This window comes from Deinococcus aetherius, from assembly GCF_025997855.1.
Lineage (GTDB): Bacteria > Deinococcota > Deinococci > Deinococcales > Deinococcaceae > Deinococcus > Deinococcus aetherius.
Genome location: NZ_AP026560.1, coordinates 612556 through 631618, shown reverse-complemented (window position 1 = coordinate 631618; position 19063 = coordinate 612556). Strand labels below are relative to the sequence as shown.

Below are 19063 nucleotides of genomic sequence, written 5' to 3'. Positions count from 1 at the left end.
GGCAAAGAGCCTCCCCGGGTGAAGGAGGCCCCGGCCAGCCGACCTTTTAGAGCGTGTTTTAAGAGTCGGACCCGGCTTCTCACCGACATGATGAAGACGAGATGGTTGCTCCTCCCCCTCGCGGGGGACGGGTACAGCTCGCACCGCGAGACTCGCGGAGCTACGCAGCAGAGGGGGCAACGCAGACGACCTCCCGGCGCACTCCACCGACGATGAGGACCCTTTTCAAACGGGCTCGTAAACCCGCCCCCGGGCGTTCTCGCTACCCTTGCGTGCTCCCGGGGGCTTTGCTATGCTGCCCGGGCTCGCGTGCGGGGTCACCTCCCAAGCGGCGTGCTGGGTCCTTAGCTCAGTTGGTAGAGCGGCGGTCTCCAAAACCGTAGGTCGAGGGTTCAAGTCCTTCAGGGCCCGCCAGGAAAAACTCCCGTGCTGAGCGGGAGTTTCGCATTCTTGAACCCCCTGATCGCGCCAGTTCCGGCCCTCGGGTGCAGGAGCTGTGGAATGGGTTCGATTCACCACCCTGGGCCGAGCCTTCCAGGGAGGCGGCGCCCTCTCGAACAGAGCGACCACCAGGGCCCGGCGTTCGTTGTTCAGGACATGCCGGTACACATCGAGGGTTCAGCCTTCCTTCCCGAGCACGGCGATCAGTTCCCCAGGGCGTTGAGGACCCGCTGAGCTTTCCGGCACAATTCCGACCCGGCCTACCGACAGCCGCTGCACATTCGGCTGCGCTCTGCCGACCAGCTCGCCGAGGTTCGCTTGCCTAACGCCCTGGGCCCTCATACGTTCTGCGACGGTCTGCTGCGCCCGTTCCTCATGGGCACAGCGGCATCTACCGGCCATGCGTCCCAGGGGGCGGGCCGTGGGTCACCTCCCGCTCGCCGTGAGGGCAGCAATGTACCGGCGCGCGAGCGTCGTGCAGTAGGCTGGCAACACTCCTCACCTGACACCCAGGCGACCCCCTCCATCCTCACGGGCTGTCGCCAGGAGGCCTCCCATGAAGAAGCTGATGCTCGCCCTTCCCCTCCTGCTGGCCGCCTGCGCTCCCAGGACGACCACCGTCACCCAGCCCGTCACCCCCGGGGAGGAAACCGTCATCGTGGCGTACGAGGCGCCGCCCGAGCAGGTGTTCACCGACGTGCTCGTCTCCCTCCGGCTGGACCCCGGCGTGCCTCGCTACCGACCGGGCCTCTCGCTGGGGGGCGACTTCGTGGAGCGGGAGGCGTCGGGACCGTGGACGGTCGTCAGCAACGCGGCGACCGGGACGATCACGGCCCAGGCGCGCAGCCCGCGCGTGACGACGGGCGAGCCGGACGTGCACCGGATGAACGTGACCGTGACGGGGACGCAAACGCCACTGCGGACACAGGTGGTGTTCCGGTTCACCGGGCGAGCCGGGGCGCTTGTGGACGAGTTGGTCGCCCGGCTGGGGGCGAAGTACAACCGGCTGCCAGTCGCCCGGTGAGGGCAGCGCCGGGTCGCGGCCGAGCACATCAGCTGGGCGCCGCGCACCGGGGGGGACCCAGGGCAGCACTGGGGGGCGCAAGACAAGTCGAGCGCCGCTCGGGACGCTGGCCGAATACGCTGGACCGAGTTATGCGAACAATCTCACTTTTCGCCGCCCTGCTCGCTGGCCCAGCCCATGCTCAGACCCTTCCCAACATGAGCCCCGCCACGTCAGCCCAGCGCACCGTCATCGACACCAACGCCCGGGCGTTTACCGGGCGGGGCTGCAAGACCTACGGGATCAAACTCAACCCCGCCCCGCCCAACATCACCGCCGCCCAAGCCAAGCTGGCCGCCGACCTCGCCGTCACCTCCCTGGTGGAGCTTTACCAGAAGCTGGAGGTGCCGATCACCCGGTTTGTCCGGACCCCAGCCGGGGGCGCACACCTCTACCTCGCCAAGGACCGGTCCTACATGGAGGTGCTGACGGTCAAGACTGGAGGACGGTACTACCAGGGCATCAGGGCCTGTGTTCTGCGGTGAGCAGGGTCGACATCAGTTCAACCAACGATGCTGGGGAGGCTTGTTCTCCTCGTCGTGGTCGAGGTCGACCAGCAGCTTGCGCAGGTCCTGGACATCCTTGTTCATGGCGATGACGCTGTCTTGGAGCTGGGGCAGGAGGTCGCTGTACAACAGAAGGAGGCGGTTGCTGGCCTGGTCGTGCTCCAGGGCCGAACGGATGGACTGGCCGGAGCGGCCGAGGTTGAGTTCTCGCCAAGGGCAGTGCTCCGGGAGCCGAAGTCAGGTCAGCCAGTTCGAGCAGCAGGCACCGCTGCAACAGCAACAGATCGGCGAACTCCTCGACTTTCGTCATACCTGGCCGTCATGCCTGGCACCGTACAGGTCACCCCTCAAGAACTCCGTAAAAGCCTCCTCGGACCTCGCACCGTTCGGCAGGAACTCACCCGTACCCCAACACACCCGTATCCGCACCGGGGGCCCGCCGAATGCGGACGGGTGTTCCTGGTCTCCCGGGGGTGTGTCGCGTACACCATGTCCACCCCGAAAACTCAGGCCGACCGGGTGAAGTCGGTGGGTGGCTCCGCACATGAGCCGGGGCTTTTTCCGCTGTACCGAGCAGCGGCGGCAGGCGCGGACAGTCGCACCGGCACGTTGGGGCACGGCCCCGCGAGCTTCCCAGGCCTCCTGCACGACGGAAGAACGGCGAAGGGGAAGGCAGGCCACCCACATTTCCCGTTCCCCGTCTTCAAGCGGACGCCTGCCTGCGTCTGAACACGCCTTGCCCTGGGACTTGAGAACCAGAGCAAGGCAGCAACCCCCTCCCGAATCCTGATCCCCGAGTCCCAGCGAGCCCGCCGAAGATGGCGGGTCTTGTCATGCCTTCGACCCGTGCCACCCTCTCAAGCCTCGTCCACGACACTGTTTCTCGACGGACGGTCCGCTCGACACCTCCTCATCCACGGCGTTTGGAGACGATGAACCCGTGCCTTTTGGACGGGATCACTTCGGCGCCCAGCCGATACACATCGGAACCGCTCGGAACAACTCAGTTGGGCTTGGGGGTGCCGCTGCGCCTTCCAAAACCGTAGGTCGAGGGTTCAAGTCCCTCAGGGCCCGCCAGGGTCGCCTCCCACCCGGGGGGCGCTTTTTTCTGGGGGCCTCCCCGGGCGGAGTGGGTCACCCGCTTGACCCCGTACATCGCGCCGTCGGCGACCCGCAGCAGGGCGTCGGGCGTCCGGGCCTCCCCGGGCGCGAGGCTCCAGCCCAGGCTGCCGCCGAGCCGCACGGTCGCCGCCCCAAGCGGGAAGGGGGTGCCCAGGACCGCGCGCACCCGGCGCTTGACGGCCCCCAGCCGCCGGAGAGTGGCGCCGGGCACGAACAGCGCGAATTCGTCGCCGCCCATGCGGGCCGCGAGGACCTCCGGGGGCAGGGCTGCGGTGAGCCGCCCGGCGAGCGTGACGAGCAGCCCGTCCCCGGCGGCGTGCCCGTAGGCGTCGTTCACGAGCTTGAACCCGTCGAGGTCGAGCACCCCCACCGCGAAGGCCCCCCCGCCTCCCGCCGACCGGGACGGCCCGGCCAGGCCCGCGCAGGCCTCCTCCAGCACGGCCATGAAACGCGCCCGGTTGGGCAGGCCGGTCAGCCCGTCGTGGAAAGCGAGGTGTTCGAGGCGGCGCAGGGCCTGGCGCCGGGCGATCAGGAGGGCGGCGAGGTCCGCGAACTGCGCGAGGAGGTCCGCCTCGGTGGGGTGAGGCGGGGCGGCCCGGCGCCCGTACAGGGTCAGCGCCCCCAGCACCGGCCCGCCCGCCTCACGGATGGGGACGCTGTAGGCCCGGCGGTACCCCGCCCCGACGAGATTCTCGCGCAGGGCCTCGGGGAATCCCTCCGGTGTGAGGGCGAGCACCGGCTTTTCCTCGAAGACTGCCCCCCCGCAGGAGAAGGGGCGCGCCTCCCGCGCGGGCCCCCGGACCTCGCGCGGCAGGGGCGGCAGGCGCGGCGGACCGATCAGAACGAGGTCCTCACCCTCGCACAGCGAGGCGCACGCGGCGCTGCCGGGCAGGCGTTCGTCGAGGGTGGCGATCAGGGCGCCCAGGATCTCGGGCAGGGGAGCGCCCTGCGCCGCGAGATGCATGGCGCGGGTGTGCCCGGTGGCGAGCGCGAGGGCCTGGCGCTGCGCCGTCACGTCGCGCAGGACGGCGAGCCAGTGGGTCACCGCGCCGCCGGTCCCCTGCGGGCTGCCCTCTCCCAGCCGCAGGGGCGTGACCTGGGCCTCCATCCAGCGAATGTCCTCCGAACGCAGGGGCAGGTCCACCCGGAAGGGCTGCCCCCGGGCGGCGAGGTCCGCCGCATCCGGAAAGGCGGCCCGCAGGCTCTCCCCGGCCCCCGCGAACAGGGCCTCCAGCGTGAGGCCGCGCAGGGTGTCCGGCGTCTGCCCCAGCAGCCGCGCGAAGGCGTGGTTCGCAAAGGCCACCCGCCAGGCCGCACCCGGCCAGGCCGCCTCGCGGGCCGGGCGCTCCTCCACCCGTTCCAGGATCAGGGTTGGGTCACTGCCCTGCAGCAGGGCGAGCACTTCCAGCGGTGCCTGGGCGGAGGACGGGCCGGACGGCGCGGCCTGATCCCGCGACGCCTCCTCCCAGTGCACGGTCATACGTCAGTGTAGGACCTTAAGCCGGTGTTTATCTATGAAAGTACTCGCAACCGCAAGTCTTTGGACCCAGTTCAACGTGCTGGAGGCAAAGGCCTACTCGCCCCGCAGGGTGGTGCTGGCGAGAAGCCAGCTCTGGAACTCGGGGAGGGCGCGGTCGAAGGGGAGGGCGATGATCTCGGGGATCTCGTAGGGGTGCATGGCCCGCACCCGCGCCTCCAGGTCGGGGTAACGTTCCCCGGTGGTCTTGATGATGAGGAGCGACTCGGGGTCCTCGGCGATGTCGCCCTCCCAGCGGTAGACGCTGTGGAGACCGCCCACGACGTTCACGCAGCCCGCCAGCCGTTCGGCGACGAGCGTGCGCGCGAGTTCATGGGCGCGTTCGGGAGGAACCGTGACCAGCACGACGAGTGACATACCCCGGCAGCATACGCCCCCGACCCGCCCGTCGGCGTGCCCGGCTCAGGGCAGGCGCCGCACCACGCAGTTCTCGCCCGTCGTCTCGCCTGGCGTCTCGGGAGCCCCCACCGCGACGATCACGTCCTCCTGGGCCCCCACGAAGCCCTGGCAGCGCGCGAGCTGTTCGAGATACGTGGGGTCGTCGGCGGCGGCCACGGCCTCCTGGAGCACGCGCACGTCGCGCTCCAGCGCCGCCACGCGCTCCTGGGTGGCCCGCGTCTCGCGCAGCCAGGTCACGCTGCGGTAGCCCAGGTTGCCGATCTGGAAGGTGAGCTGCACGATCCCCAACCCGGCGAGCAGGGAGGCGAGCATCAACGTGAAGGGCAGTCGCCGGACCTGGCGCCAGCGCGAGAGCAGGCCACGGTCGGGGTGGGAGGGCGGCGGGTCGGGGGCGGTCATGGGGCAGAGCATAGCGCCGCGCGCCAGGAGAACTGGGGGCGCCCGGCATAATGGCCCCATGACGAGCGGCACCCCCTCCTCCCCGCGCGGCGAGGCCGAGTCCCCAGCTCCCCTCAACTGGGCCGCCCCCGACTGGACCCGCGCCCACCGCGCCGAGATCCAGATGCGCTACGGCGACATCGACGCGATGGGCCACCTCAACAACGCCGTGTACGTGCAGTACCTGGAGACTTCGCGGGTGATCCTGATGGGCGACCTCGGGGTGCGCGACACGGAGGACCATTCGGTGATCGCCCGCCTCGAACTCGACTACCGCCGCGAGGTCCTGTGGGGCCAGCGGGTCGTCGTGGAAAACCTGGTCGAGAGGGTGGGCCGCACGAGTTGGACGGTCGTCTCGCGCCTCCTGGCGGACGGCGAGCCCTGCGCCTACGCCCGCACCGTGCAGGTGAGGGTGGACGCCGCTCACCGCCCCGAACCCCTTCCTGAGCGGGTGCGGGGGGCCCTTGCCCCGCTGCTCGTCCAGCCGAGTGCCGAGGGTGTGGCGACGTGAGCGGCCGGGCGCGCTTCGAGGACCGGGTGATGTACCAGGGGGACGTGTGGGTGCGGCTCGACACCCTGCCGCGCCTGCTCGCCGAGGGCTGGCGGCGCACCCTCATGAGCGGCGGCGTGGTGAGCGTGGTGCGGACCCCCTTCCAGTGGGCGATGGGCAGCCCGGTCATCGAGATCGAGACGGGCGGCTACATGGGCGACGTGGGCCTGTACGTGCCCGAGGTCCAACTCCGCGAGGCGCTGGTCCTGCTGGGGGACGGGGAGGATGGGGCGCCCCCGACATAGAGCGGTCCTGCCGCCCGCGACGGGGCCGGGGTAGAGTGCGGGCCGCAAGGTCGTTCACTCCCCCCGGCCCGTTTTGACCGGGCTCCCTGTCCCCCTTTTCGAGGTGAAGCAGTGAATCAAGCTAGCATCGGCGTGGATGTCGGCGGCACGAAGATCGCCACCGGCGTCCTGCGCGCCGGAGAACTCCACGACCGCCACGTGCAGCCCACCCCCGAGACCGGCTGGGAGGGCGTCCTCGATGCCGTCGCCGCCCAGGTGCGCGAGCTTCAGGGGCGGCACCCGGACGCCACCCTCGTCGGCGTGGGGGTGCCCGGACCTCTGAGCAGCGACCGCACCCGGGTCAAGTTCGCCCCCAACATCTACGGTTTCATCGACGTGCCGCTCGTGGACGGGCTGCGCGACCGCCTCGCCCAGCGGGTCGTGCTGGAGAACGACGCCAAGGCCGCCGCCCTCGCCGAGGCGTACCTGGGCGCGGCGCGTGGCACCGAGAGCAGCGTGTACGTGACGGTGAGCACCGGCATCGGCTCGGGAATCGTGCTGGGCGGCAAGATCTGGCGCGGGCGGCATGGGATCGCCGGGGAGATCGGCCACATCACCGTCATGCCCGGCGGCCCGGTGAGCGGGGCGGGCCTCGACGGGGCGCTGGAGGCCGTCGCCAGCGGCACCGCCATCGCCCGCGACGCGAGCTACGCGCTGAACCGCGACGTTTCGACCGCCGAGGCCTTCGCCTTAGCCGCCCAGGGTCACCCCGCCGCCCGCCGGGTGGTGAATCAGGCGATGAAGGCCATCGGCGTGGCGCTGGCCGACCTGCAAAAGATCCTCGACCCGGAGGTCTTCGTGATCGGCGGCGGCGTCGCCAGTGTCGGCGACCCCTTCTTCCAGGGCGTCCAGGCTGCCGCCGACGAGTACGCCGGGCCCTTCGCCCCCGTCACCATCCGCCGCGCCCAGCTCGGTACGGACGCCGGAGTGATCGGGGCGGCGCTGGCGGCTCAGCAGGGGTGAACGTGGTGAGTGGTCAGTAGGCAGTGGTGCGTGGAAAAAGAGGGGACTCGCACGTCGAACAACGTCGCAGGACCCCTCTTTTGCTGACGGCTGACCGCTGAGGGCTGACGGCTAGATCACGAACTCCCCGGACCGCATCACCGCCTCGCGCCCGCCTTCCTTGGTGATCCCGTCCACGTCCATCTCGCCGCTGCCGATCATCCAGTCCACATGGGTGAGGCTGTCGTTGCCCCCCTTGGCGTTGAACTCCTCGACCGTCATGTCCACCCCGCCCCGCACGTTGAAGCGGTAGGCGTTGCCGATGGCGATGTGGGAGGCGGCGTTCTCGTCGTAGAGGGTGTTGAAGAAGAACAGGCCCGAGCGGCTGATCGGGCTGGAATTCGGCACCAGCGCGACCTCCCCGAGGCGGTGGCTGCCCTCGTCGGTGTCGATCATCTGAGCCAGGGTCTCCTCGCCCGTTCTCGCGGTCGCCTCCACCACGCGCCCGCCCTCGAAGCGGATGCGGATGCCCTCGATCAGGACGCCGTTGTAGGAGAGTGGCTTGGTGCTCACGACCACCCCGTCGACCCGCTCGCGGTGGGGGGCGGTCCAGACCTCCTCGGTGGGAATGTTCGCCGTGAAGGTGATCCCCAAGGGCGTGTCCGCCGCGCCGCCACCCCAGATGTGATCGTCGGCGAGGCCCACGGTGAGGTCGGTCTCCCCTCCCCGGAAGTGCAGGGCCGCGTACTGCCGCCCCGTCAGGGTCTCCCGGCGCCGCTTCAGATCGGCGAGATGAGCCTGCCAGGCGGCCACCGGGTCGGGCTGGTCGGCGCGGGTGGCGGCGAAGATGGCGTCCCACTGCTTCTGGACCGCCTCCTCCCGGGACACGCCGGGGAACATCAGCTCGGCCCACTCGGGCACGGGGGCGGAGATCAGGTTCCAGTTCAGGCGGTTGGTCATCACCTGCTCGGTGTAGGGCCTGCGGTAGGCGGCGAGGGCCCGCTGGTGGGTCGTCACCCGCGCGGGGTCCACGCCCGCGTAGAGGTTGGGGTTGGTCGCGCGGATGGCGATGACGGCCCCGCCCGCCTCCGCCGTCTCCTTCTCGGCCTCCACCCGCCAGCGGCTGATCCCGTCGAAAGACCCCTCGGGCGCCAGCGAGAAGCGGGCGAGCTGCACGTCGTCGTCGTCCCAGCGCACGTCCACGAAGCTCGCACCCGCCGCGTAGGCCTCGCGGACGATGAGTCGGGCGAGCGGCGCCGTGTCCACCGGGGCCTGGACGAGGACGCGCTGCCCCCCCCGCACGCCCAGACCTACCCGCACCGCGAGCCGCGCGTAATTGCGCAGCTTCTCCTCGAAATTCAACCTTGTCACGGGGGGCAGGATACGCTGATCCGCTCACTCTTGACGCCTGATCGGGGGCCATCTATAGTCTTGGGGCTGGCCGTCGAGGCGTAGCGCAGCCTGGTAGCGCACTACCTTGGGGTGGTAGGGGTCGTGAGTTCAAATCTCGCCGCCTCGACCAGCGAAAGACTCCCTTCCAGAGGGAGTTTTCTTTTTGGCTCAGGAGGCGCCCAGTTCCTCCAGGATGTCGTTCACGCGGGCGCGTTCCTGCCCGGCGCTCTCGGGGTCGCCCTGGCTCAGGTGCCAGTCCACCAGTCGGGTGCGGGCCTCGATGTTCAGGGGGTCGGCGGCGATCAGGGAGCGCAGGGCGTCGCGCCGCTCCAGACTCTCCTCGGGCTGGGCGTCGGCGTAAGCCTGGAGGGCGTCGTGCAGCAGCCGCTCGGCCAGCTCGCGCTCCTCGTGGAGTTCGGCCGCGAGGTCCGGCAGCACGGCGGGGGGCGCGGCCTCGCGGCGGATCAGGGCGCCGACCCGCTCCAGGTCGCGCGCCTTGAGCGCCTCGTGCAGGTCGGCGAGGTCGCTCTGCACCGGGAAGGTGAGGGTCAGCCGCCCCCGCGCGGAGCTGATGAGGTTCACGCCGAAGGTGCTGCGCAGGTGGTACATCGCCGTCTGGAGGCTGGCGAGCGGGTTCTTGGCGTCCGGCCAGAAGCGTTCGGCGAGGGCCTCGCGCGGCAGGGAACGCCCCGAGAGGGCCAGCGCCACGAGCAGGGCCGCACTCTTGCGGGTGGGAAAGTCCTCCGAGCGCCAGGTGCGGCCCGCGTGACTGAGGCGCAGCGGGCCCAGGGTCCGCAGCACGAGCGGAAAGAGCGCCCGGGCAGCGTCGTCCTGAACGTGGGCCACGAGGCGGTGGGCGGCGGGGCTCTCCAGCAGGGGCCGGTAGCCGTGCGCGCGGATCAGGCCCAGCGCCTCCTGAAGGTCCTCCGGGCGGGCGCGGTGCAGCAGGGCCGTGGCGAGTTCGAGGCGGGCGTCCTCCCGGCGGGCGGCCTCGACCACCTCGCCCAGGTCGCCGTCCCCCTGCAACGCGGCCTCCAGGTCGGCGCGCAGGCCGAGCGTGCGGGCCTCGGCGAGCGCCTCCCGGGCGGCCTCCGGCTCCCGGAGTTCGCGCAGGGTGCGGGCGAGCAACAGGTGAGTTTCGGCGTGCAGGCTGCGGTCGGGGGTGCTGGGGTGTTCCAGCAGGCCGCGCGCCACCCCGGGCACCCCGGCGTGCAGGGCGAGCAGGGCCTGCACCCGCGCCGCCCACCCGCCGAGGTGCGGGAGGTTGCAGCGTTCGGCGAGCGCCCGGGCCCGGTCGAGGTGGGCGCGGGCCCCGGAGGCGTCCCCCAGCAGGGCGTGGACCTCGGCGAGGTTGACGTGGGTGAGGGCCGTGTCCCCCGGGTGTTCGCCCTCCAGCAGCAGGAGCACCTGCCCGTACGGCTCCAGCGCCTCCTGCAACAGGCCCCGGCCGAATTGCAGCGCCCCCAGCGTCTCCAGGCTGCGGGCCTCGCGCCGCAGGTCGCCCGCCTCGCGGAAGGCGGCGACCGCCTCGTCGAGGCTGCGCTCCGCGTCGGCGTGGCGCCCGAGCTGCACGAGCAGGGTGGCGCGGTTGTGCGCGGCCTCCCCGCCCGTGAGCCCGCCCGCAGGTGTGGCCGCCTCGAAGTCGGCGAGGGCCCCTCCGGCGTCCCCCCGCAGCGCCCGCACCACTCCCCGCGCGTTGTGCGCCAGGGGCTGCAGGGCGGGGGCCAGGGCAGGCAGCGCCCGGGAGTACAGGGTCTCGGCCCGCCCCAGGTCCCCGGAGGCGCGGGCGAGCAGCCCCGCGAGGTACAGGGCCGGGGGCTGCTCGCGCCAGTGGGGGGGCAGGGCGCGCAGGGTCGAGCGCAGGGCGTCCGTGCCCGCGTTCGCCCGCAGCGTCCGGGCGAGCAGGGTCAGGTGCTCCTCCCACGCGGCGGCCTCGCGCAGCAGGGTCAGCGCGTTGGCGGTGTGGCCCGCCCGGTGGAGCAGAGGCGCCACCCGGCGGGCCGTCTCCGGGTCGGGCAGCGGGCAGAGGTAGCGGCGCAGCACCCCCGGAAGGCGCCAGCCCCCGGGCGCGGCCCACAGCCACCCCCCGTCCGCCAGGGCGGCGACCAGCTCGGCGGGAACGTTAAGGGCAGCCTCCACCTCCGGGGTCACCAGGGGCGCGAGGGCCAGCGCGCGGCAGGCAGCCAGCAGCGGCTCCGGCGGCAGCAGGGGGGCGAAGAGGGCGCTCGCCAGGGGATGCCGGTACCACTCCTCCCGCCCGGGACCCGGCGCGTCCCCACCCTCCGCCAGGGCCAGCGCGAGGGGCAGGGCGGCGGGCCAGCCCCCGCTCAGGGCGAAGGTCTCCGCCGCCCAGCGTTCCGCCGGGGCCAGCCGGGCGTGCCATTCCTCCTCGGGGTACAGGGTATCCGCGCCCGTCAGGACCAGAGGCGGGTGGGGGAGGGGGCTTTCGCGCGCCCACCGCCCGACCTCCGAGCGGCGGTGCGGCCACCACAGCCAGCCCTCCAAATGCTCGCCCGGGGGCTCACGGGTAGTGGCCAGGCCACGGGCGCGGGCCCAGGCGACGAGGGCCTCCTGACCGGCCCCCACGTCCACGGGCGCGATCACCGGGCCAGGAGCCGCCTCCAGACGCGTTCGCAGCCGTTCGGGCAGGGGGAACATCGGTGGACCGAGTATAGAGAATGAGGGCGGGATGGAGACAATCTGGGACGACGCCGTTCGCGTTGGGGTCTCGCCTCGTCCGTCAGGGGTCTTGCCTGGTCTTCCCCGTGGGGCACCCTTCTCCGCCTGCGGCCGTCAGGTCCACACCAATTTCAGGGCCAGCCCGAGGAGCACCGCGCCCGTGGCGCGCTCGATCAGGTGGGCGAAGCGCAAGTACCGCGTCTGAAACACAGGGCGGGAGAGCGTCAAAGCCACCACGGCAAACCACGCGAACTCGGTGAGCACCACCGTCAGCCCGAACACCCCTTTCCAGACGAGCGGCGTCTCGGGTCGGATGACCTGCGTGAACAGCGCCAGGAAAAAGAGCCCCACCTTCGGATTGAGCAGGCAGGTCAGCAGTCCCATCCGCGCCGCGAGGACGGGGCTCACCGCTCGCCCGGCCGTCGCCCCCGTCTCCAGGGAGGGATACGGCCGGGCCCGCAGAAACTGCACGCCGAGGTAGACGAGGTAGAGGGCCCCCGCGACCTGCACCCCGCGAAACAGCGCGGGGGACGCCTCCAGCAGGGCGACCAGCCCCACCAGGCACAGTCCCACGTACACGGCGTCCCCCAGGGCCAGTCCGGCGGCTGTGGCGACGCCCGCTGCCCGGGAGCCGCCCAGCGTGTTGCGGAGGGTGACCGCGAGGTTCGCCCCCGGACTCATCACGGCGAGCGCGCCCACCGTGAGCACCGCCAGCCAATCCGTGGTCAGCGGCACGTCGTCCTCAGCTTGAAGGAGTAGGGTTCGGGCATACGCCACGCTACGGGGGCTTACCTCGTGCGTCTTGAACGATCTGAACCGCGCGCGTACTGGCCGGGCGGCAGGCCGAAGACGCGCGTGAACGCCCGGGTGAAGTGGCTCTGATCGGCGAAGCCTGCCTCCAGTGCGGCCCGGGCCAGCGGGACCCCGGCGTTGATCAGGCGCCGGGCGTGCTGGAGGCGTAACCCCTGCTGGTAGACGTGTGGAGGCAGCCCCAGCGTGCTCCGAAAGGCCCGCACGAGCGAGCCGGGGTGGAGTCCGCACAGCGCGGCCAGGTGCGCGAGGGTCACCGGCTGCGCGAAGTGCGCGTGCAGGTAGTCCCGCGCAGGCTCGACGCGAGCGGCACCCCGGCCACCTCCGGGCAGCCGGAGCGGCCAGACGGGTGCCAGGGCGTGCAGCAATTCGGTCAGCGTGCTCTCGACCCGTAACGCCTCGCCCCCGGAGGTGATCGCGAGGTCCACCGCCCCGAACAACCTGGCGAAATCGGGTCGGGTGTGCAGGGCGGGCACGAATGTGGTGGCTGTGAAGCCCGCGAGGCGCAGCGCGTCCTCTGCAACGTAGAGCGTGCGGTGCGTGAGGTCCCCTGGCCCGCCTGCGCCACCGGAGTGGGGTTCGCCTGGTGGGGTGACGACCAGATGACGCTCGTGGGCCGTCTCCCGACACCTGGCCTGCTCGAAGAGCATGACGCCGTGTTCGACCAGGGCGAGGGAGAGTTCGGGGTGGGCGTGTTTGGGGAAGTTCCGGTGGTGGTCACGGGCACAGAGGACTTCGACCTGTCCGTTCAGGGCCCGTGCCACCTGCATCTGGACTGACATTGCCTTCCCCATGCTGGAGTCAGCCTGGCATGTCGAGAGTCACGGGAGGTGGGCGACCAGCCGCTCGTCGGGCTGAGGCTGCAACGCGAACGGCGAAGTTTCAGACAATCTTTATTTCTCCAAAAGGCCGGGACCTTTGCGTTTTTTTTGAGGGGCCTTTGCTGAAATGACCCCAAGCAAAAATTTCCCCGTTCCAGGAGCCCCCGATGAAGAAGACCTCCCCCGTCGTCCTGAGCCTGACCGTCCTCCTCGCCGCCTGCGGGCAGAGCACGCCCCAGATGTCCGCTCCCTCCGCCTCCTCGAACGGGGCCCCCCTGGGCACCCTGGCGACGGGCACGACGACCTCGGCGTGCAGCGCGCTCTACGCCACGGCGCCGAGCGGCGTGCAGGTGGACGGCACCATGCGTTACGGGCAGGTGGGGACCCTGATCCTCTCCTTCGCGGACGACACCGCCAAGGGCCGCGCGGTGACGTGGATGGACTCGAACCTCCCTGTGGACCTCGGCAAGGGGCTGGGCGCGTTCCAGAACCTGCCGATGATCGCGGTGAAGACGCTCGTCACGCCCGAGCTGGTCGAGACCCTCAAGGCGAAGCTCCCCGGCCTGTCCTCGATCTACCAGGACGCGCCCCTGCAGTACAAACTCGCCGAGAGCGTGAAGTTCATCGGGGCGGACGTGGCGCGGAGCACCTACGGGGTGACGGGCAAGGGCGTGGGCGTGGCGGTGCTCGACTCCGGGATCGACGGCACGCACCCCGACCTGAAGAACGTCGCCAAGAACGTGAAGCTGGTCGGCCCGATCACCGACGCGGGCGTGGGCGGCTACCTGTACGTGGACACCCCCGACAGCGACACGACGAGCGGGCACGGCACCCACGTGGCGAGCACCATCGGCGGCAGCGGGGCGGCGTCCGAGGGCTCGGCCCGGATGCGGCGCGGCGTGGCGCCGGGGGTCACCCTGGTCGGCGTCGGCGCGGGCGAGGGCCTGAGCATCCTCTACGCCCTGCAAGGCTTCGACTACCTGATGAAGCCCGAGGTGCGCGAGACCTACAACGTGCGCGTGATCTCCAACTCCTGGGGATCGAGCGGCGAGTTCGCCCCGTACAACCCCATCAGCCTCGCCGCCAAGCGGGCCTACGACGCGGGCATGATCGTGACCTTCGCGGCGGGCAACGAGGGCCCGGGGGCGAACACCCTCAACCCGTACTCGGCCAGCCCCTGCGTGATCAGCGTGGCGGCGGGCGACAAGAAGGGCTACCTCGCCGACTTCTCCAGCCGTGGCCGCGCCGGGGACGCGCTCGTCCACCCCGACGTGACGGCCCCCGGCGTGGACATCAGCGCCGCCCGCGCCAAGACCGGCCTCGCCGCGACCACCGTGCCCGACGTGGACAACCCCCAGTACGCCACCATCAGCGGCACCAGTATGGCGACCCCACACATCAGCGGCGTGATCGCCCTGATGCTGGAGGCCAACCCGGGGCTCACGCTCGACGGCGTGATGGCGATCTTCCAGAAGACCAGCCGCCCGATGTACTACGCCGAGCCCGCCACGAGTGGCCTCGATCCCAACCAGGTCGTCACCAAGCGCCGCGAACTGTGGGAGGTCGGCTACGGCTACGTGGACGCGAACGCCGCCGTGCGCGAGGCGGTGCGTCAGAACGCAGCCCGCTACACAGTCACGACGACCGGCCTGCCCGGCTGGAGCGGCACCGTCACCACCAGCGTCTGCGGGCCCCAGGTGAATTGCGTGACCACCGCGCAGGACGCCCACACCCTCAGCGTGCCCTCGGGCGCCAGTGCCCTGCGCGTGGCGACCGAGTGGGGGAACCCCGCCTACGACCTCGACCTGGAGGTCTACAACCCCTCGGGCCAGCTTGTCGGCTCCAGCGCCCAGGGCACGAGCACGGGTGAGGCCGTCAGCATCCCCAACCCGGTCGCGGGCAACTGGAAGGTCGTCCTCAAGGGCTACCTCAACGCCCAGACGAGCTACACCGGCACCGCCGAGGTCGACAAGGTCGTCCGCCGGTAAATCCCAGCCACGAGAAGAGTCCCTCCAGGTCGGAGGGACTCTTTCGTCTGTTCTGCGCCCCGCCCTAATTCAGCCGCCCGCGCTCCCGCCGCCCGGCCTGCTCCAGGGCGCGCCAGCTCGGGGAGCCCCACGCGAGGCGCCCAGCGTGATGCAGCCGGAGCAGCGTGGGAAGGTGATACCACTCGCCGTCCACCCTCACGATGTCTCCCGGGCGGAAGGGGGCGGGGAGGAGCCTGGCCCCGGGTCTTCCCCTTCCAGGGGGTCGGTTGGGGAAGGCGAGCTTGCCCAGGGCCTCCGTCCGAATCGACGGGGCCTTCCAACCCCGGTCGACCTCCTGTCCGGTTCGCGGGCGCCGGGAGGAAGCGGCGGCCCACCCGGCCACGCCCAGCAGCAGGAGGACCAGAACGCTCACGCCTTCTCCGGGAGGCAAGAAGAGGAGAGGCCCCTCCTGCGAGGAGCCCCCCCCACGTCGCCGTCCTCACGCCTCGGCATTCTTGCCCTTGCCCTGCGGCGCGTCGGGCATCCGGCGCAGTTCGGCGGCAGGGACACCGAGGAGCATTCCCTGCTCGGTGTGCACGTCCACCGTCCCGGTCAGGGGGTGGAGCTTGGTGACCTTACCGCACGCCCCACTCCCCTCATGGCAGACGCGGGCGTTCTTGCGCGGGAGATCGCCCAGGAGTTCGAGGTACTGGGTGTGCTCGTATTGCAGGCAGCACAACAGGCGCCCGCAGGGACCGGAGAGCTTTTCGGGGTTGAGGGGAAGCTGCTGGTCGCGCGCCATGCGGATGCTGACGGGCGCGAACTCCTGAAGGTGGTTCGACGAGCAGTTCTCGCGCCCGCAGGCCCCCAGCGTGCCGATCATCTGCGCCTGCTCACGCGGGCCCACCGCCGCGAAGTTCACCCGGGCGCGGGTATGATTGCGCAGGTCAGCGATCAGGCTGCCGAGTTCGATGCGGTCCTCGGCGCTGTAGCTGATCGTCACCAGGCTCTCGTCGAGGGTGAACTCGACGGCGACGATCTTGACGGGCAGGCGGCGCTCACGGGCGCGGGCGCGCAGCAGCCACTTCAGGTCCTCGCCCTGGCGGAAGAGGTCGTCCCAGCGGGCCAGGTCTTCCGGGCCAGCAGCGCGCAGCACCGTGCCGTAACGGCCGTTGTCAGAGGGGGTGGAGGCTTCGCCGCGCACGGTGGCGACCTCCGGGCCGCGCTTGCCCTGCACGACGACGCGGGTGCCGACCGCGTGCGGCTCGGCGCTGAGCATCGCGTGCAGACGGGGACTGCGTTCGAAGCGGACGGGAAGGACAACCACGCCCCGCAGGATGTCACGCCGGGGGGACACGCGTGGGGAGCCGAGGCACAAAGGGGGCGCTCAGGGGCGCTCGGCGATGGCCTCGATCTCGACCCGCACATCGCGGGGCAGGCGGGCGACCTGGACGGTCGAGCGGGCCGGGTAGGGCGCCTCGAAGTACTCCGCGTACACGGCATTCATGGCCGAGAACTCGTTCATGTCGGCGAGGAACACGGTGGTCTTGACGACGTGGCCGAGGTCCGTCCCGGCGGCGGCGAGGACGGCCCGCAGGTTGTCGAGCACCTGACGCGTCTGCGCCTCGATGCCGCCTTCCACGGGGGTCCCGTCGGGACGCAGGGGAATCTGGCCGCTGGTGACCACGAGCCTCCCGAGCAAGGTGGCCTGGCTGTACGGGCCGATAGCGGCGGGCGCGTCCCCGGTCTCCACGATGTCTTTCATGCCCCCACTCTAGCGGGGCGGGCCGGAGGGAACTCCTGCCCGCGCTCAGCCCTCCCGGCGGAAGCGGGTCGGGCGGGAGAGGGCCGGATTCAGCGCGCGGGTCAGGGCCGCCGGGCGCGAGAAGGGCTGGCCCTGGCGGGCGCGCATCACCCGCTGGAGGGTCATGACCCCCCCCAGCAGCAGGGCGCCGACAAGGCCGATCAGGAGGCGGCGTTCGGGAATGAGCATCACGCCCAGCAGGGTGAAGTACGCCACCGTCAGCAGCAGGTAGGTCAGGGGGCTGCTCCCCCGCCGGGCGCTGAGGAGAACATCGACGTAGGTGGGCCCGTCCCCCTGCCGCTCGGGGAGGGTGTAGCGCGGCAGTCTCCCGGGGCGCTGCACGTCCACGACCACGGCGGTGATGTTGTCCGGGCCCCCCGCGTCGTTCGCCGCGTCCACCAGGAGGCGGGCCGTCCCGTCGGACGCGAGGGGACGCGCGAGCAGGTCGAGGAGTTCGGCGTCGGTCAGGACGCCGCTCAGGCCGTCGCTGCACAGCAACAGACGGTCACCGGCACGCAGGGGCAGCCCGAAGAGTTCGAGCCTCACCCGCTCCTCGCCGCCCAGGGCGTTGTTCACCACGCTGCGCCACTGGTGGTCGCGCGCCTCTTCCTCGGTGAGGTGCCCCAGCCGCAGTTGCTCGGCTACCCAGGAGTGGTCGTCGGTGAGGCGGTGGAGTTCACCCCCGCGCAGCAGGTACGCCCGCGAGTCGCCCACGTGCGCGACGATGGCCGCGCCCCGGTCGACGAGCACCGCGAGCAGGGTGGTGCCCATCCCGACGTACTCGCCGACCGCGTGGCGCAACACCGCGAGGTTCGCCGCCTGCACCGCCTCCGCGAGCCGTTCGGGCGGCTGGCCGCGCCCCCCGAGGTAACGCTGGCCCAGCGTGTCGAGCGCCAGGTTGGCCGCGAGTTCCCCCGCCGCGTGCCCCCCCATGCCGTCCGCCACGGCGAACAGCCCACCCCCCGGCAGGTCGAGGGCCAGGGCCGCGTCCTGGTTCACGTCCCGTTGCCGCCCCACGTCCGTGAGCAGCCCGGAGGACAGTGGGGGCGTCACGGCGGCGGACATGTGACCAATATAAGGGAACCCTTTATCCGAAACGCTTGAAAAACCCCACGGAAGGGTCGACACACGGCGGGGGGCAGTGTCAGGCCGTTCACGAACGGTGAGGTCAGCCGGGCCGGATGGCCTCCTGCCGCTCCAGCCACAGCACCAGGGCCTCGGCGCTGGCGGGGTTGGTGGCGAGGGGAATGTCGTGAACGTCGCACAGCCTCACCAGGGCCGTCACGTCGGGCTCGTGGGGCTGGGCGGTGAGGGGGTCGCGGAAGAAGAACACGGCGGCGATCCGCTCCTCGGCGAGTCGCGCCCCGATCTGCTGGTCGCCGCCCAGCGGCCCGGAGAGCACCCGCTCGACGCTGAGACCCGTCTGCTTCTGGAGGATGCCGCCCGTCGTGCCCGTGGCGACGAGGTGATAGCGCGCGAGCACATCCCGGTGGGCGAGCGCGAAGAGGGCGAGTTCGAGCTTCTTCTTGTCGTGCGCGATCAGGGCGACCTGCCGCCGCGTGTCGCCCGCCCCTGTCGTTGCCCCCGTGCCTGCTCCCGCTCCCGTCATGGCGGCAATTCTGGCACGGGGGATCGGCGGTGGGGGGAGTCATGTCGAGGTGCCGGGAAGGGGTGACGGGTCCCCGGCTCAGGGCAGCTCGGCCTCGAAGTCCTTCACGTCGCCGAGGTAGTCCTCCATCCAGGCCTTGAGGGCCACCTTGGTGTAGCCCCCCCGCAGGGGGAGGGTCGTGTCGAGGTAGTAAGCACCCTCGTAGACGTAGGCCTGGGTGAAGAAGTTGCTGTTCCACTCGTTGACGAGGTCGGTGTCGAGGCTGTCCTCGTCATCGCTGTAGTCCCAGTTGGTGCTCGCCGTCACGCGGTCGCAGGTCGTGCCCTTGCAGCCGCTGAACCACACGTCGAGTTCGTAGTCGCCCGCCTTGACCGTCAGGCTGGGCTCGTCGTCGCCCTCGACCGGGTTGACGGTCACGCCGTACCCGGCCTCGCGCAGGGCGGAGGCGACGGTGGCGGGCGTCGCGGCCTGGACCTGTCCGCCCCCCGGGGTGGGCGCCTGGGCCCCCCCGGCCCCGGCCACGCCGAGGCTGACGGTGAGAACAAGGGCCGCTGCCGACGTGCCGAGTTCGCGCATGGTTCACACTACGCCCTGGGCGGGTGGGCGTTGAACGCGGGGGCCCGGGCACAAATCTTTATCCTTCCGTCGCCGGACGGGCAGGGGCGGCCCTCCCCGGCCCACCAGCACGGCCCCCAGGAC

General features: G+C 71.3%; 20 protein-coding genes and 2 tRNA genes. 8 read left to right on the top strand and 14 right to left on the bottom strand.

The genetic code is table 11. The features are described 5' to 3' along the window. Window positions 1-338: 338 nt before the first annotated feature. The 3 genes from DAETH_RS03345 (at window position 339) to DAETH_RS03335 (ending at window position 1989) form a co-directional block, all read left to right on the top strand. Window positions 339-414 (top strand) — tRNA-Trp (locus tag DAETH_RS03345). 583 nt (window positions 415-997) lie between these two features. Continuing rightward, complete coding sequence (locus tag DAETH_RS03340; RefSeq protein ID WP_264776514.1) at window positions 998-1465, top strand: hypothetical protein; 468 nt, start codon at window positions 998-1000, stop codon at window positions 1463-1465. 131 nt (window positions 1466-1596) lie between these two features. Then, the gene (locus DAETH_RS03335; protein WP_264776513.1) at window positions 1597-1989 is read left to right on the top strand and encodes a hypothetical protein; all 393 of its coding nucleotides are present in this window, start codon (window positions 1597-1599) and stop codon (window positions 1987-1989) included. Window positions 1990-2001: 12 nt separating this feature from the next. Here DAETH_RS03335 and DAETH_RS03330 read toward each other — a convergent pair whose 3' ends face one another. The 4 genes from DAETH_RS03330 to DAETH_RS03315 form a co-directional block, all read right to left on the bottom strand. Next, entirely contained in the window at window positions 2002-2139 is a 138-nt protein-coding gene (locus tag DAETH_RS03330) for a hypothetical protein (RefSeq protein WP_264776512.1), read from the bottom strand. 874 nt (window positions 2140-3013) lie between these two features. After that, the gene (locus DAETH_RS03325; protein WP_264776511.1) at window positions 3014-4612 is read right to left on the bottom strand and encodes a diguanylate cyclase domain-containing protein; all 1599 of its coding nucleotides are present in this window, start codon (window positions 4610-4612) and stop codon (window positions 3014-3016) included. Between the two features lie 93 nt (window positions 4613-4705). After that, on the bottom strand, window positions 4706-5026 hold the full coding sequence (gene cutA / locus DAETH_RS03320; RefSeq protein WP_264776510.1) for a divalent-cation tolerance protein CutA: 321 nt from the start codon (window positions 5024-5026) through the stop codon (window positions 4706-4708). Between the two features lie 45 nt (window positions 5027-5071). Further along, the gene (locus tag DAETH_RS03315; RefSeq protein ID WP_264776509.1) at window positions 5072-5467 is read right to left on the bottom strand and encodes a cell division protein FtsB; all 396 of its coding nucleotides are present in this window, start codon (window positions 5465-5467) and stop codon (window positions 5072-5074) included. A 58-nt stretch (window positions 5468-5525) separates the two neighbouring features. On the opposite strand from DAETH_RS03315, the gene DAETH_RS03310 reads away from it, so the two are divergent. From DAETH_RS03310 to DAETH_RS03300, 3 genes are all read left to right on the top strand, one after another. Beyond that, complete coding sequence (locus tag DAETH_RS03310; protein ID WP_264776508.1) at window positions 5526-6017, top strand: acyl-CoA thioesterase; 492 nt, start codon at window positions 5526-5528, stop codon at window positions 6015-6017. Window positions 6018-6046: 29 nt separating this feature from the next. Further along, window positions 6047-6301, top strand: coding sequence for a hypothetical protein (locus DAETH_RS03305; protein WP_264777383.1), 255 nt, complete (start codon window positions 6047-6049; stop codon window positions 6299-6301). Window positions 6302-6412: 111 nt separating this feature from the next. Then, complete coding sequence (locus DAETH_RS03300; protein ID WP_264776507.1) at window positions 6413-7303, top strand: ROK family protein; 891 nt, start codon at window positions 6413-6415, stop codon at window positions 7301-7303. 111 nt (window positions 7304-7414) lie between these two features. Here DAETH_RS03300 and DAETH_RS03295 read toward each other — a convergent pair whose 3' ends face one another. Next, entirely contained in the window at window positions 7415-8665 is a 1251-nt protein-coding gene (locus DAETH_RS03295) for an aminopeptidase (RefSeq protein ID WP_264777382.1), read from the bottom strand. A gap of 62 nt (window positions 8666-8727) precedes the next feature. Here DAETH_RS03295 and DAETH_RS03290 point away from each other — a divergent pair. Beyond that, window positions 8728-8804, top strand: a tRNA-Pro gene (locus DAETH_RS03290). 38 nt (window positions 8805-8842) lie between these two features. On the opposite strand, the gene DAETH_RS03285 is transcribed toward DAETH_RS03290, so the two are convergent. From DAETH_RS03285 to DAETH_RS03275, 3 genes are all read right to left on the bottom strand, one after another. Next, complete coding sequence (locus tag DAETH_RS03285; RefSeq protein ID WP_264776506.1) at window positions 8843-11332, bottom strand: tetratricopeptide repeat protein; 2490 nt, start codon at window positions 11330-11332, stop codon at window positions 8843-8845. 135 nt (window positions 11333-11467) lie between these two features. Beyond that, entirely contained in the window at window positions 11468-12088 is a 621-nt protein-coding gene (locus DAETH_RS03280) for a LysE family transporter (protein ID WP_264776505.1), read from the bottom strand. A 53-nt stretch (window positions 12089-12141) separates the two neighbouring features. Continuing rightward, window positions 12142-12945 carry an AraC family transcriptional regulator gene (locus tag DAETH_RS03275; protein ID WP_264776504.1) on the bottom strand — a complete coding sequence of 268 codons (804 nt, stop codon included), beginning with the start codon at window positions 12943-12945 and terminating at the stop codon, window positions 12142-12144. Window positions 12946-13151: 206 nt separating this feature from the next. On the opposite strand from DAETH_RS03275, the gene DAETH_RS03270 reads away from it, so the two are divergent. Next, the gene (locus DAETH_RS03270) at window positions 13152-14972 is read left to right on the top strand and encodes a S8 family serine peptidase (RefSeq protein ID WP_264776503.1); all 1821 of its coding nucleotides are present in this window, start codon (window positions 13152-13154) and stop codon (window positions 14970-14972) included. Between the two features lie 64 nt (window positions 14973-15036). Here the strand turns inward: DAETH_RS03270 and DAETH_RS03265 are convergent, their stop codons facing one another. The 6 genes from DAETH_RS03265 to DAETH_RS03240 form a co-directional block, all read right to left on the bottom strand. Further along, window positions 15037-15384, bottom strand: a complete 348-nt coding sequence (locus tag DAETH_RS03265) for a hypothetical protein (protein ID WP_264776502.1) — start codon at window positions 15382-15384, stop codon at window positions 15037-15039. Window positions 15385-15450: 66 nt separating this feature from the next. Continuing rightward, entirely contained in the window at window positions 15451-16230 is a 780-nt protein-coding gene (locus tag DAETH_RS03260) for a PSP1 domain-containing protein (protein WP_264777381.1), read from the bottom strand. A 108-nt stretch (window positions 16231-16338) separates the two neighbouring features. Then, complete coding sequence (locus DAETH_RS03255; RefSeq protein WP_264776501.1) at window positions 16339-16716, bottom strand: RidA family protein; 378 nt, start codon at window positions 16714-16716, stop codon at window positions 16339-16341. A 45-nt stretch (window positions 16717-16761) separates the two neighbouring features. Beyond that, complete coding sequence (locus tag DAETH_RS03250) at window positions 16762-17820, bottom strand: PP2C family protein-serine/threonine phosphatase (RefSeq protein WP_264776500.1); 1059 nt, start codon at window positions 17818-17820, stop codon at window positions 16762-16764. A 103-nt stretch (window positions 17821-17923) separates the two neighbouring features. Then, window positions 17924-18364: a methylglyoxal synthase gene (locus tag DAETH_RS03245; RefSeq protein ID WP_264776499.1), complete on the bottom strand. Its 441-nt coding sequence runs from the start codon at window positions 18362-18364 to the stop codon at window positions 17924-17926. A gap of 78 nt (window positions 18365-18442) precedes the next feature. Continuing rightward, on the bottom strand, window positions 18443-18940 hold the full coding sequence (locus DAETH_RS03240; RefSeq protein ID WP_264776498.1) for a YbjN domain-containing protein: 498 nt from the start codon (window positions 18938-18940) through the stop codon (window positions 18443-18445). Window positions 18941-19063: the final 123 nt, after the last annotated feature.